The following is a 14,563-nucleotide window of genomic DNA, read 5'->3' as shown; positions in this document are numbered from 1 at the left end:
TTGCGTCCGGACCCGTTCACGCGTCACGGATCCAATGCGATGTAATATGATTGTGTGGCTTGGCCGATTAGTGCTCGCGGACTCAACGCCTCGTTGCCTTGGCGCGTACATCCCGAGTCTATCGATCTCGTCTTCTACGAGTGGCCTTGATGGTATCTCTTTTCCAAGTGGGTTTCGAGCTTAGATGCGTTCAGCTCTTACCCCGTGGTGCGTGGCTGCCCGGCACGTGCTCTTTCGAACAACCGGTACACCAGTGGCACCCATTCGTAGTTCCTCTCGTACTATACGAACGTTCTCGTCAGATACCGCACACCCCCAATAGATAGCAGCCGACCTGTCTCACGACGGTCTAAACCCAGCTCACGACCTCCTTTAATAGGCGAACAACCTCACCCTTGCCCGCTTCTGCACGGGCAGGATGGAGGGAACCGACATCGAGGTAGCAAGCCACCCGGTCGATATGTGCTCTTGCGGGTGACGACTCTGTTATCCCTAAGGTAGCTTTTCTGTCAGCAATTGGCCGCATCAAGCAGCCGAATTGGTTCGCTAGACCACGCTTTCGCGTCAGCGTCCGTCGTTGTGCCGGACACTGTCAGACTTCCTTTTGCTCTTGCGCTCTTCCTCGGGTCTCCGACCCGAGTGAGGAAATCTTGGGGCGCGCTCGATATCTTTTCAAGCGCGTACCGCCCCAGTCAAACTGCCCGGCTACCAGTGTCCTCCGCCAGGAGTGAGAGTCGCAGTCACCATCGGGTAGTATTTCAATGCTGGCTCGGTGGCCCGCTAGCGCGGGTACCTGTGTAACGCCTCCTACCTATGCTGCACAATGGCGACCACGTCTCAGTGACAGCCTGCAGTAAAGCTCTATAGGGTCTTCGCTTCCCCTTGGGGGTCTCCAGACTCCGCACTGGAACGTACAGTTCACCGGGCCCAACGTTGGGACAGTGGCGCTCTCGTTGATCCATTCATGCAAGCCGCTACTAAAGCGGCAAGGTACTACGCTACCTTAAGAGGGTCATAGTTACCCCCGCCGTTAACGGGTCCTTCGTCCCCTTGTAAGGGGTGTTCAGATACCCGCACTGGGCAGGATTCAGTGACCGTACGAGTCCTTACGGATTTGCGGTCACCTATGTTGTTACTAGACAGTCGGAGCGCCCGAGTCACTGCGACCTGCCTCTTCGCGAGGCAGGCATCCCTTATTGCGAACGTACGGGACTAACTTGCCGAATTCCCTAACGTCGGTTGCTCCCGACAGACCTTGGCTTTCGCCGCCACGAGTACCTGTGTCGGATCTCGGTACGGACAGTGTGCTCACCTTTTCACGGGCTCTAGGTTGACCTGACTTGCGCTATCCAGCCATTCGATCGCTTCGTGCCATTACGGCTTCCACGATGTTCGACTGTTCGACCGGGCGAAAGCCCGGCTCAGGCGGCCCCAAAGCGTCGGCTTTGAGTGCACACTGGCATAGGAATATTAACCTATTTCCCTGTTGTCAGCTTCGACTTACGGGCTGACTTAGGACCGGCTAACCCTCAGCTGATCAGCATTGCTGAGGAACCCTTACTCGTTCGGCCGTCGGGGTTCTAACCCGACTAACGCTGCTACTATGACCAGGATTTTCGTTACTGCACGGTCCACATGATCTCTCGACCATGCTTCCGCCCGAACAGCACGCCAACCTACGGAATCATCCTCTTACGGATGCCGCTAGGTCTCGGTGGTGGACTTGAGCCCCGATCATTTTGGGCGCCTCAAACCTCGGCCGGTAAGCTGTTACGCTTTTCTTAGAGGGTAGCTGCTTCTAAGCTCACCTCCCGGCTGTCTAGGGCTTGAGACCACCTTCGATCGCACTTAGTCCACACTTGGGGACCTTAACCCAGCTCTGGGTTGTCTCCCTCACGGTACACAGGCTTACCCCGCGCACCGGACTCCCTGCGTCAAACGGCGTTCGTAGGTTTGGAGTTGGACAGGGGGGCGCACTCCTCTCGGAGTGCGGTCCCCCAATCCGTTGCTCTACCCCACGAACTACCTCGGCAGAGGTCATGCTTCGACATGTTTCGGTTGGAACCAGCTGTTTCCGGACTCGATGGGCCTTTCACCCCTAGACGTAGATCACGAGAGGGTATTGTAGGACACCAACTCTAACAGGCCTCCACGTGCCTTTCGGCACGCTTCACCTTGTCCACGCCTAGATCGTCCGGTTTCGGGTCGTGCCCGTTTGACTCCCCGCGCTTGAACACGGTGACCCTCGTCGTAAGACTGCGGTCATATCGGTTTCCCTGCGCCTTCCCCGATGATCGGGTTAGACTCGTCAAACAGGCACACTCCCTGGTTCGTTTTTCAAAACGTACGACAGAACACCGGCTTCCCGTATGGCTTACTACAGGCTCGCGCCTGATTCATTCAATACGGGACCTTTCGTGCCCTGTCGCTCTATCGCCAACTGATTTCACGCCCTATTGCACCTCCCTTTGTGGGGTGCTTTTCAGCGTTCGTTCACACTACTTGTTCGCTATCGGTCTTGAGGAGTGTTTAGTCTTCGCGGTCGATGCCCGCGATCTTCACGAGGGATATCCAACCCCCGATACTCTGGAACTGACTCGTTCCGTACTCGACGACCTTACGGGACTGTCACCCTGTCTCGTGCTCTATTCCAAGAGACTTCGTGTCGTTTTTCGGGAAGTGATCGTCAGTCCGAACACCACATTGCCCGTAAGGGCTTCGGTTTGGACTGCGTCGCGTTCATTCGCCATTACTTACGACATCACGATTACGTTTTCTTTTCCTGTCGATACTAAGATGTTTCAATTCTCGACGTTCCCCATTGCGCGAAGCAATTGCGGTGGGGATTCCCATTCGGAGATCCTATGTTCTTCGCCTCCGTGCGGCTCCCATAGGCTTATCGCAGCTTGGCACGTCCGTCTTCAGCTCTCAAGCCGAGCGATCCACCAGCTGGCACAGTAGCCACGTTCATCGGATCGGCGTTGCGACAGAGTCGCAACATCGTGACCCGGGAACGGGTCCAGTGGACGCCTGGACTACACGTACACACGGTCGCATCTGCACGCCGGTAGACGGCCGGCCTGCATTGACCCTTCCCACTCACACTTGCGCGGAGTGGTGCATCAGTTCAGTCGTACTCAATCACAGTCCCGTCGCCCACTTAAGGGCACGGATCTGTGACCGGTACGAGTCATGGACCCACAGGGATTCGAACCCTGGGCATCCTCCTTGCAAAGGAGGCACTCTACCACTGAGCTATGGGCCCACGTCCGCCCAGATGGGCGGACAGAGACATATGTGTTAGCCTCGGTAGTTCTGAGGTGCCCGATCGGCCGCGCGATGGGTCGATCGAACGTGAAAACCGCTGGTGGGTCAGGACAGCGTCCTGATCCCGGTCTGTGGAGGTGATCCAGCCGCAGATTCCCCTACGGCTACCTTGTTACGACTTAAGCCCCCTTGCGAAGCCCAGATTCGACCCGGAAACCGGGCCTCATCCGGACCTCACTCGGGTGCTTTGACGGGCGGTGTGTGCAAGGAGCAGGGACGTATTCACCGCGCCCTTCTGAGGCGCGATTACTACCGAATCCAGCTTCATGAGGGCGAGTTTCAGCCCTCAATCCGAACTACGACCAAGTTTCGGAGATTAGCGTCCCCTTTCGGGGTTGCATCCCACTGTCTTGGCCATTGTAGCCCGCGTGTCGCCCAGCACATTCGGGGCATACTGACCTACCGTTGCCCGTTCCTTCCTCCAGTTTGGCACTGGCAGTCTCCCTAATGTACCCAGCTACCACAAGGGTACTGCTGGCAATTAGGCATGCGGGTCTCGCTCGTTGCCTGACTTAACAGGACGCCTCACGGTACGAGCTGACGGCGGCCATGCACCTCCTCTCAATGGCTCAGGTAAGCTCATCACACTGACCGTCACTGCACATTGTCGATGCTGGTGAGATGTCCGGCGTTGAGTCCAATTAAACCGCAGGCTCCTCCGGTTGTAGTGCTCCCCCGCCAATTCCTTTAAGTTTCATCCTTGCGGACGTACTTCCCAGGCGGTCTGCTTCACGGCTTCCCTACGGCACATCACAAACTCGTAGTTTGTGACACACCTAGCAGACATCGTTTACAGCTCGGACTACCCGGGTATCTAATCCGGTTCGTGACCCGAGCTTTCGTCCCTCACCGTCGGATCCGTCTTCCAGAGGCGCTTTCGCCACCGGCGGTCCGTCCAGGATTACGGGATTTCACTCCTACCCCAGACGTACCCCTCTGGTCTTCCGGTCCCAAGCCGTGCAGTTTCCACCGGACGCCCGCACGTTAGGCGTGCGGATTTCCCGATAGACTTGCGCGGCCAGCTACGGACGCTTTAGGCCCAATAATAGCGGTCATCACTCGTGCTGCCGGTATTACCGCGGCGGCTGGCACCGGTCTTGCCCAGCACTTATTCTGTAACCTTCCTACGGTTACAAAAAGCGAGGACTATATGCCCTCGCACTCGGAGTCCCCTTATCGCACTGGCGTGCAGTGTAAAGGTTTCGCGCCTGCTGCGCCCCGTAGGGCCCGGTATCTTGTCTCAGATACCGTCTCCAGGCTCTTGCTCTCACAACCCGTACCGATTATTGGCACGGTGGGCCGTTACCCCACCGTCTACCTAATCGGCCGCAGCCACATCCTATGGCGCCGGAGCGTTTCTGATTCTCTGCAGTTCCAGCCTGAGAATCGTATTCCGGATTAGTCTCAGTTTCCCGAGGGTATCCGGATCCATAGGGTAGTTTGGCCACGTGTTACTGAGCTATCTGCTACGAGTACAAACTCGTACAACTAGCATGGCTAAATCGGACTCCAATAGCAATGACCTCCGGCAGGATCAACCGGAATGCTATATACTCCCAACCATTGTCGGGAGGGTTCTTGGCGGTGAATGTTAAGATACACACTCACACATAAATGGGTCCACGTTCGGTGACCCCAAGATCGTCGACCGATCGGGCGACACCGAACTACCAAGGCTAACATCAGATCCCATCTGTACGGCGGACCGCAGGGGTAGGATCCTCATTCCCTTCGGATCTACTTCTAAGCCACCAGGAGTACATAACCCCTTCGGACTTGAGTGATCCATGCTGACGTGACGCCACGAGTTGAACGCGGCGTCAATCACGTCGTTTGCATTCACATCCGAGTTCCCTTATGTACTTAAGGGCGTCGGATCAGGACGCCATCGGACATCGTGTCCGAGAGTTCAAGTACGGGAACGGACGTGCATCCCTCCGTGCCGGGATACGGCCGGAGGACGTGGCGGCATGCGCCACGTCGTTTACAATACTATCGAAGGCCAAGTGCATATATAAGGCCGTCGAATGAACCGACGATCGGGGACCGATACCATGACACGGTATCATCCGAGTGATTTATTAAAATATTCTAATAGATTCGAAGAACGAGTGAGCAGCCCAGACGGGGTCTGTAACTTGACATCCTCCTGCGCCTGAAGACGCAGGAATCCCGAGCGGTGGGAGTTTCAGGTTTACAACCATGACTCCGCCACTTTTCGGGAGTTCGCGTCTAACCCAGTCGTCGTGGTCGGTGGCTGTCTGGCCATGCCAAGTGGCCGTTACTCCTATCCTCAGCATCGTTGACACCCAGCTGTTGTTTTTGCCAGCAGGAAGTCGCTGACGCGTCGACGGACTCGGAGGTATCATCGGGCTTGCTCAACCGACGGGCACGAGCCGAATCCTTCAAGGATTCGCGTTCACCGCGTTGGCGTTTCGGATACTGTCTCATTGGATTGGCGGGTTGACCGTGGTTCGAAAATTAAAGATTTTCGTCATCACGAGAGAGCGACGCTCTCTCGAACGACCTCCGAAGGTCGTTCGGAATCCGCTCTGTTCCGACCTGACCTCGCCATAATGTAGGATCTCTTGTGATTTGAACGTTAGGATTGGAGACTCGGGCTATGCTTCTGTCAGTGGGTGGCATCATCGAGTGACGGCGTGTATCCACGGCCTGAAGGCCGTGGTATTGCGCCTGTTCCGCATATAAATTGATAGAACACGAGTCGATGAGTGGGTGGGTTCCTTGAGTCCGCATCGACAGGTGCTCAACGAACGCGTCGGGACACGACAGTCGAATCGCAGTTATCACAACAAGTGAAACGGTTTACACATGCATCGCACAGCCGTCGTGCGATGTGCATTGACTTTCAGTGGCGACAATAGAGTGTCGACTGGAGCGAGGTAACACTAACCGCACGGCTGTCGTGCGATCAGGTGTACACCATCCTTACTGTTTAGAATGTCACGCGGGCGGAGGTCGGTCGATCATCCCGCCCTTGTAGACGCGGTCGGACCGAATGAGACCCGCGTAGAGTGCACTTGAGCATGCATCCGCAAGAAGGCTTCGTGACTCGAGCGAAATGAGAGCTGCCAGATGTGCATATGTTGGTACCGAACAGGCGGACGCATCGATGCCGATAAACCACGTGCGTCGTAAGGGACAGACGAATGGTCCGGGACCCGATCGCTTCGGAGTCGATGCCGTCAGCAGAAGAGATCTGCTCTGCGCTCGACGATCCCGACTGCCGCGAGATTATCAGGAACCTCGAGGAACCTATGACAGCCGCTGAGTTAACGAACCAGTGTGAGATTCCGCAATCGACCCTGTACCGAAAGCTGGAGTTGCTGACCGAGTCGACGTTACTCGAGGAGTCGACTGAGATCCGTCAGGACGGTCACCACGCGAGTAAGTACGCGGTTGCGTTCGACGAGATCACGCTCGTGTTAGACGACGACCGAACGCTGGCAGTCCAGATCGAGCGACCGGCTCGGACGGCAGACGAACGACTGGCCGAGTTGTGGTCGGAGGTGCGAAAGGAGACATGAGTCCGCATCCGACTGGACTGACCGAAATCGCGCTGTTGCTTGCGGCCGTTAAAACGCTCGTGCTCGTCGTCGGCAGTGCAATCACGTACTTCGCGTTCAAAGCGTACCGTCGAACGCGGCAACGCGCACTTGGCTATCTCGCCGGCGGGTTCGGTCTCGTCACGCTCGGTCTCGTCCTCGCCGGGCTGTTGTACGAACTGTTGGGTATGCAACTCGCGATGGGGATTTTACTCGAGAGCCTGCTCGTACTGGCTGGGTTCCTCGTGATCGCGTATTCGCTGTACGTTCAGTAAAGAGCGGTCCTGCAGTCGTTCTCGACGAGCAGTGCTGTGACCTCGAGTGTCGCCACCGAAATGTGTGGTTTCAAGCCGTGCGGGCGATGTGAGTTGCAGCCGTCGCGTGGCTATGGATTTTGATAGCGGGAGAACATACCGGAACGCGACCCTCGACTCGAGTGAGTTCGAGTGTCAGAGGAGACAACTGGTGAAAAGACGCTTCGAGTCTCTCAGCGATTCAGCGTGTGGATCGCGTGGCCAAGCGCGTTCTCGGCTGCTTCCATCACTGACTCTGAGAGCGTCGGGTGGGCGTGAACCGTGGATGCGACGTCCTCGAGGGTTGCACCCAACTCGACTGCAAGGCCGAGTTCAGCGACGAGTTCGGAGGCTTCGGGGCCGACGATTGAGGCACCGAGGACGTAACCCTCGGACTCCTCGGCGATGATTTTGACGAATCCATCGGTCTCACCGGTCGTCAGCGCGCGGCCGCTGGCACGGAACGGGAACGTGCCGACGACGGGGTCGAAGCCGTCGGCTTCCGCTTCGGACTCGGTCAGTCCAACGGTCGCGATTTCGGGGTCGGTGAAGACGACTGCAGGCATCGCCTGATGATCGATCGCCGACGGCTCGCCGGCGATGACCTCGGCGGCGACTTTTCCTTCCATGCTGCCTTTGTGGGCGAGCATCGGCTCACCGGCGACGTCGCCAGCGGCGAAAATGTGCTCCGCGGACGTGCGCGCGTGCGAATCAGTTTCGATGATCCCCCGTTCGTCCGTCTCGATGCCGGCGGCCTCGAGTGCGAGCGTATCGGAGACTGGTTCGCGACCGACGGCGACGAGTACTTTCTCGGCGTCGAGCTCGAGGGCGGCGTCCGAATCGTCGTTCTCGGGCGCTGGCTCAGCGACGACCCGAACGCCATCGTCGTCGCTGTCGTGCCACTCCGACGCGGTGTAGCCGAACTCGAACTCGATACCGAGGTCGTTCGCTCGCTGTTTGACGGGTCGTTTCAGATCGTCGTCGTAGCCCGGCATGATCGAGTCGAGCATCTCGATGACGGTTACGTCGGTTCCCAGCTTGGCGAAGACGGTCGCCAGCTCCATCCCGATATACCCGGCACCGACGATCACCATCGAGTCGGGGACGGAATCGAGCGCCAGTGCCTGTCTCGAGTTCAGGATCGGCTCGTCGCCGTACTCGAAGTTCGGGATTTCGATGGGACGCGAGCCAGTCGCGACGATTGCGTTCTCGAATTCGAGGGTCTCGGACCCCTGTCCCTCGCCGCTGTGAGAGACGCGGACGGTGTGTTCGTCGTCGAACGTGGCCGTCCCCTCGAGTAACGTGACCTGATTCGCTTTACAGAGTTTCTCGACGCCGCCCGTGAGCTGGTCGACGACCCCGTCTTTCCACTCGACCATGCCGGCGAGGTCGATCGCGGGGTCAGCGTGGATACCCATCTCTTCGGCGGTGGCTGCCTCGTGAGCAATGTCTGTCGCCGTGATCAGCGCTTTCGAGGGGATACAGCCGTGGTTCAGACAGGTGCCGCCGTAGGCCTCCTTTTCGACGAGCGTGACGTCCATATCGAGTTGGCCGGCACGAATCGCGGCCACGTAGCCGGCCGGCCCCGCGCCGATGATCAGTACGTCTGTGCCAGTGGTGACGTCGCCGACGACCATCAGTTCGATACCTCCGTTCCCGTATTCGGTGTGTCAAGGTTCATGTGTAGTGGCTGGGTCATAGTGCGGTGAGTCTCTCTACGACTACTCGAGCAATAGTAGGTGTGGGTTCTCAAGGTACTCCATGACGGTGTTGGTAAACTGGGCACCGACAGCGCCATCGATCAGTCGGTGATCGAACGACAACGACAGCGTCAGCACGGAGCGTGGTTCGATCGACTCCGCGCCGTGATCGTCGGTCACCACGCGCGGTTTGCGCTTGATCTCGCCGATAGCCAGAATGCCGGCTTCGGGGTAGTTGATAACCGGTGTGGCGTACTCGCCGCCAATGCCGCCGACGTTGGTGATCGTAAACGTCGATCCACGGAGCTCGTCGGGGCTGATCGTCCGCTCGCGGGCTCTCTGGACGAGTTCGTTCATCTCCGAGGAGAGTTGGAGCAGACCCTTCCGATCGGCGTCCTCGAGGACAGGTACCATCAGCCCGACGTCGGTCGCGGTGGCGATACCGATGTTGTAGTAATCGCGGTAGACGATCTCCTCGGCGTCCTCGTCGATCACCGCGTTCATTTCGGGGTACTCCTGCAGCGCGGCGACGACGGCCTTCACAATAAAGGGCATGTACGTCAGCCGAATGCCTTGCTCCTCGGCGCGCGGTTTGAGGTCCTCGCGGGCCGTGACGAGTGCAGTCACGTCTACCTCGTCGTGGTGGGTGACGTGGGGCGCGCTGTATTTCGATTCGACCATCGCGTCGGCGATCGTCTTGCGCACGCCTCGGAACGGCTCGCGGTGCTCACGTTCGCCGGGAGCGAACGCCGTTTCGCTCGCACCGACCGCTTCTCCCGCCGCAAGTGCGTCCCTGTCAGCTTCTTGTGCCCGCTGCTGGGCGACGGCGTACTCCCGGACCGCCTCGGGTGTGACGAACGCCTCGCCGTCGCGCTCCTCAGTTGCGGGGACGGCATCGATATCGACGCCTTCCTCGTCGGCGAGTCGACGGGTTGCCGGTGCAGCGAGGGTCTTCTCGCGGTCGGCGGACTCCATCCCCGCCGGCGGTTCCGTCGTCACAGCTGGACTCGAGGGCTCGGCTGGTTGCTCCCCCTCGCCGGCTGCCGCGGCCGCGTCGCTCGAGTCGTCGGCCGTCGTCGCGTCGGTTGGCGTCGGTTCCACCGGGGCCTGCTCGCCGCCGGCGTCACCGTGGATAGCAGCCCGGACGTCGGCCGTGGTGATCCGGCCACCAGGGCCGCTGCCCTCGAGACTCGAGAGGTCGATACCCTCCTCGCGTGCCATCCGTCGCACGCGTGGGGGAGCGAACACGCGGTCCTCGGGCGTCTCGATCTCGTCGGTCTCGGCCCCGGTTGCGCCGGGACGTCCGGCAGTAGTCTCGTCGGTGCCCTCATCGGCGGGTTCCGGTTCCGGTTCAGCCTCGGCCTCGAGGTCATCCTCGCCTTCAACATTGAACGAGATGATGACCGTCCCGACGGGGACGACCTCGCCTTCCTCGACGTGTAACTCGCGGACGGTGCCGTTGACCGGCGAGGGGACTTCGACGAGTGCCTTGTCGGTCTCGACCTCCGCGACCGGCTGGTCCTCGGAAACCGCGTCGCCTGCGTCGACCAGCCACGAGACCAGTTCTCCCTCGGCGACCCCTTCGCCGACGTCGGGGAGTTCGAACTCTCTAACCATGTTAGAACCCCATCACGTCTCGAATGCCGTCCTCGATTCGGGCCGGTTCGGGCAGGTAGTAGTCCTCGAGTGCGTACAGCGGGAACGGCGTGTCGAAGCCCGTGATGCGCTGGACCGGCGCTTCCTGATACAACAGCGCCTCCTCCTGAATGGTGGCGGCGATCTCGGCACCGAGCCCGCCCGTTTTCGGAGCCTCGTGGACGACCGCGGCCCGTCCCGTCTTTTTGAACGACTCGACTATCGTTTCCTCGTCGAGTGGCGACAGCGTCCGCAGATCGATCACTTCGACGTCGATTTCGCCGGCGAGGTTCTCCGCGGCCTCGATCGTCGGGCGGGTCATCGCACCCCACGTGTAGACTGAGATATCCGAACCCTCGCGGCGGACGGCCGCCTCGCCGAGTGGCACCTCGTAGGAGTCGCTGGGAACGTCCTCGCGGAACGCCCGGTAGATGAGTTTCGGCTCGAGGAAGATCACCGGGTCCGGCGAGCGGATCGCGCTGGCCAACAGCCCCTTGGCGTCGTGGGGGGTCGACGGGATAACGACCTGCAGGCCGGGCTGGTGGACGAACATCGCCTCCGTCGATTCGGAGTGGTGTTCGGGGGCGCGGATACCGCCGCCGTAGGGTGCTCGGACGACCATCGGACACGTGTATCGCCCGCGAGAGCGCGTTCGCAGGCGCGCGGCGTGGGAGACGATCTGATCGAACGCGGGATAGATGAATCCGAGGAACTGGATCTCGGGTACCGGTCGCATTCCGTAAGCAGCCATCCCGATCGCCGTGCCAATGATGCCCGACTCGGCCAGCGGGGTGTCGATGACCCGGTTCTCGCCGAACTCGTCGTACAAGCCCTCCGTCGCGCGGAAGACGCCGCCGTTTTTCCCGACGTCTTCACCCATGACGATGACGTCGTCGTCGCGTTCCATCTCCGTCTGGAGGCCGTCTCGGACGGCCTGTACGAGCGTGAGTTTCTCCGATCGTGTTGCTGAGTCTGCAGCCATATTATTCTAGAAGTTCGTCGTCGCCGTGGCGTTCGCGAAGCGATTCGAAGGATTCGAGTTGGCGCTGTAAGCGCCGGGGCATCCCCTCGTAGACGTGAGCGAAAATCTCTTGGGGGTCAGGGCGTTCGTACGACTCCGCAGCGTCGATCGCGTCGGCCACGTCCTCGGTGATCCGAGCGCCGATCGCGTCGACGCGCTCGTCGTCAAGGATCCCTTCGTCCCGGAGATACGTCTCGAGGCGGGGAATCGGATCTTTCCCCTTCCAGCGTTGGACCTCCTCCTCGTCCCGGTAGACGGAGGGGTCGTCCGCCGTCGTGTGCGCGCCAAAGCGGTACTGGACGGCCTCGATCATCGTCGGTCGCAGTTCGTCGTCGTCCGGCTGCTTCGCCTTTTCGACGGCCTCGCGGGTGACCTTGTACACTGCAAGTGGGTCCATCCCGTCTACCTGCACGCCTTCGAAGCCGTATGCTTCGGCTTTCTGTGCCAGCGTGGCGCTTGCCGTCTGGCGTTCTCGGGGCACCGAGATCGCCCACTGGTTGTTGTTACAGAAGAAGACGGTAGGGGTATCGAAGACGCCGGCGAAGTTGAGTCCCTCGTGGAAATCGCCTTCGGAGGTGGCCCCATCGCCGAAATAACAGATGAACGCCTTCTCCTCGTCGCGAAGGCGCGAGGCCCAGGCGGCCCCCGTCGCATGCAGGATCTGGGTCGCAATGGGGACTGCGACGGTGAAGATGTTGGCGTCCTCGGGGATGTAGTTGCCCTGCTCGTGGCCCATCCAGTAGAGCAGCGTTCGCTCGAGCGAGAGCCCCCGAACCAGCCCGACACCGTGTTCGCGGTAGCTGGGGAACACCCAGTCGTCAACGTCGAGGGCGTGGGCGCTGCCGATCTGAGCGGCTTCCTGCCCGGACAGCGGCGGGTACGTCCCCATCCGCCCCTGTCGCTGGAGGCTCACCGCACGTTCGTCGAAGTGACGGACCAATCGCATCTGCTCGTACATCTTGACGAGCTCGTCCGCGGAGAGGTCGGGCACATCGGCATCTTCGAGGACCTGCCCGGAGTCGTCGAGCACCTGTACTCGGTCCCGGGGGTCGCGTTGTATCGTACTCACAGGAAAACCCACCTGTCCATACCCGAACGAACTATCGCTCAGGATAAAGGAGTTTCCCAAAATAGTTTACTATTTGCGAGATTCTTGCCGTCCTATCGGAGAATTTCGTCCGTCAGTGGTTTGTTATGGACATCGGTGAGACGAGAGCGACATTTCAACTCGTTTGTCCAGCACAAGCCATGTGCAGAGAGCGGTACTGAACGAGTATACGATTCGGTCGAAGAAAAGCGGTGAAATGGGCTCGTGGGCGTCGATCGAACGCTGTTGCAGTCGATTAGGACTCAGTCTGCGGTGACTGTTGGCGTCGCGCGTCGGCTCGAGCCGCCTCGACGCTTTTCCCCTCGCGCAGGATGGCATCGACGAACAGCTCGCCCGCCTTGTACGACGAGCGCACCATCGGGCCGCTTGCACAGTAGAGGAACCCCAACTCCTCCTCGGCGACTCGGCGCCACGTTTCGTACTTATCCGGGTGGTCGTAACGCTTGACCTCGAGATGGGTTCTCGAGGGCCGAAGGTACTGCCCGAGCGTGACGATGTCGACGCCGCGTTCGCGACAGTCCGCGAGCGTCTGGTAGACCTCGTGGTCGTACTCGCCGTGGCCGAGCATGATCGAGGTTTTCGTATAAATGTCGGACTCGCGCTCGACCTGCTCGAGCACGCCCAGACTCTGTTCGTAGCCCGCACGCCGATCCCGAACGGGGAACTGTAGGCGGGAGACGGTCTCGACGTTGTGGGCGATCACGTCCGGGTCGGCGTCGATGATCTTCCGGACGAGGTGTTCTTCGCCCTGAAAGTCGGGAATCAAGACTTCGACGAGAATGCCGGGATGGCGGGCCTTGATTTCGCGGATCGTCTCTGCGAAGTGGCCTGCGCCCTGATCCGGCAGATCGTCCCGGTCGACGCTCGTCAGGACGACGTAATCCAGCCCGATCTCCGCGATCGCCTCGGCGACGTTCGCGGGTTCGTCGGGATCGAGCGGCTCCATCCCGCCGGTCTGGACGTCACAGAAGTTACAGGCTCGAGAGCAGCGATCCCCCATCAACATGAACGTCGCTGTCCCGCCCTCGCCCTCGCCGGTGCCAGCGCCGCCGGACCAGCACTCGCCGAGGTTCGGACAGTTGGCCTCTTCACAGACGGTATGGAGGTTGCGCTCGCGCAGCGTCTCCCGGATGCCCGCGAACTCCCGACCCGACGGTGGCCGCATCTTCAACCAGTCGGGTTTGCGTGCGCTGCTCATACCCGAACAACGGGTTACGACGTGAAAATCGTGGTGGTTACGGCGGTCCAGCCGGCACGTTGTGTCGGTCATCACAGCGAGAGTGGCAAAATCGAGCCTCGAGACCCCGTTCGGCGGAGTATGCCGCGGTTACCCACGGTAGCCTCCTGATAGCTATACGTTGGGCGCGCCCCTAGACGGTATCGATGGCGTTTGGCACGACCCCCGACTGGTTTCACATCAGTGACGACGAGGACGTCATCTGGGAGAGCCGACCGCACCCGATCACGATGGGGCTCGGACTCCCGGTCGGGGTTGGCCTCGCACTCGTCGGTCTCGTCCTCGCCGGTTGGACGGCGACCAATGGGGCCGGCCTCCTGACGGCCGTTGGCCTCCTCGTGGCGGTCGTCGGCGTCGGCCTCGCGTTCGCCCGGTATCTCGTCTGGACCAACACCCGCTACGTGATCACGAGTTCGGAACTGTACAAAAAACACGGCGTCGTCTCGAGGGACGTCACCCAGTTCCGTCTCGACCGCGTCCAGAACACGAGCCTCAGTCAGAGCGCCGCCGGCCGCGCGCTCGGCTACGGCGACCTGACGGTCTACACCGCCGGCTCGGGCGACCCCGAGCTCGTCTTCGAGCGTGTGGCGAACCCCGAGCGCGCCTCGCAACTGCTGAGCGACCAACTCGAGGAGACCACAGCCGACGGTTCGACGGTTTGAACGGCCGAGCGGCA

8 protein-coding genes, 1 tRNA gene and 2 rRNA genes are annotated in these 14,563 nt (G+C 60.3%); 3 read left to right on the top strand and 8 right to left on the bottom strand.

The features are described 5' to 3' along the window. Window positions 1-49 precede the first annotated feature (49 nt). The 3 genes from GCU68_RS07615 to GCU68_RS07605 form a co-directional block, all read right to left on the bottom strand. Window positions 50-2,970 (bottom strand): 23S ribosomal RNA (locus GCU68_RS07615). Between the two features lie 223 nt (window positions 2,971-3,193). Continuing rightward, window positions 3,194-3,265: transfer RNA gene (locus tag GCU68_RS07610), tRNA-Ala, on the bottom strand. A 134-nt stretch (window positions 3,266-3,399) separates the two neighbouring features. Next, window positions 3,400-4,872: ribosomal RNA gene (locus tag GCU68_RS07605) — 16S ribosomal RNA — on the bottom strand. The 16S and 23S rRNA genes sit together here with 1 tRNA gene alongside, the layout of an rRNA operon. Window positions 4,873-6,497: 1,625 nt before the next feature. Here GCU68_RS07605 and GCU68_RS07600 point away from each other — a divergent pair. Then, entirely contained in the window at window positions 6,498-6,875 is a 378-nt protein-coding gene (locus GCU68_RS07600; protein ID WP_152940386.1) for a winged helix-turn-helix domain-containing protein, read from the top strand. Then, window positions 6,872-7,168: a DUF7521 family protein gene (locus tag GCU68_RS07595; protein ID WP_152940384.1), complete on the top strand. Its 297-nt coding sequence runs from the start codon at window positions 6,872-6,874 to the stop codon at window positions 7,166-7,168. Before GCU68_RS07600 ends, GCU68_RS07595 begins: the two co-directional genes overlap by 4 nt. A gap of 212 nt (window positions 7,169-7,380) precedes the next feature. On the opposite strand, the gene lpdA is transcribed toward GCU68_RS07595, so the two are convergent. The 5 genes from lpdA to lipA form a co-directional block, all read right to left on the bottom strand. Next, window positions 7,381-8,823, bottom strand: a complete 1,443-nt coding sequence (gene lpdA, locus GCU68_RS07590; RefSeq protein ID WP_152940382.1) for a dihydrolipoyl dehydrogenase — start codon at window positions 8,821-8,823, stop codon at window positions 7,381-7,383. Between the two features lie 84 nt (window positions 8,824-8,907). Further along, a complete protein-coding gene (locus tag GCU68_RS07585) occupies window positions 8,908-10,503 on the bottom strand; it encodes a 2-oxo acid dehydrogenase subunit E2 (RefSeq protein WP_152940380.1) in 1,596 nt (531 codons plus the stop codon). Window position 10,504: 1 nt separating this feature from the next. Continuing rightward, on the bottom strand, window positions 10,505-11,503 hold the full coding sequence (locus GCU68_RS07580) for an alpha-ketoacid dehydrogenase subunit beta (protein ID WP_152940378.1): 999 nt from the start codon (window positions 11,501-11,503) through the stop codon (window positions 10,505-10,507). 1 nt (window position 11,504) lies between these two features. Then, complete coding sequence (pdhA, locus tag GCU68_RS07575) at window positions 11,505-12,611, bottom strand: pyruvate dehydrogenase (acetyl-transferring) E1 component subunit alpha (protein WP_152940376.1); 1,107 nt, start codon at window positions 12,609-12,611, stop codon at window positions 11,505-11,507. Window positions 12,612-12,885: 274 nt separating this feature from the next. After that, complete coding sequence (gene lipA, locus GCU68_RS07570) at window positions 12,886-13,848, bottom strand: lipoyl synthase (RefSeq protein WP_152940374.1); 963 nt, start codon at window positions 13,846-13,848, stop codon at window positions 12,886-12,888. A gap of 185 nt (window positions 13,849-14,033) precedes the next feature. On the opposite strand from lipA, the gene GCU68_RS07565 reads away from it, so the two are divergent. Continuing rightward, a complete protein-coding gene (locus GCU68_RS07565; protein ID WP_152940372.1) occupies window positions 14,034-14,549 on the top strand; it encodes a PH domain-containing protein in 516 nt (171 codons plus the stop codon). The last annotated feature ends 14 nt before the right edge of the window (window positions 14,550-14,563 follow it).

The sequence above is a fragment of the Natronorubrum aibiense genome (assembly GCF_009392895.1).
GTDB lineage: Archaea > Halobacteriota > Halobacteria > Halobacteriales > Natrialbaceae > Natronorubrum > Natronorubrum aibiense.
This window is presented reverse-complemented; position numbering and strand designations above follow the sequence as displayed.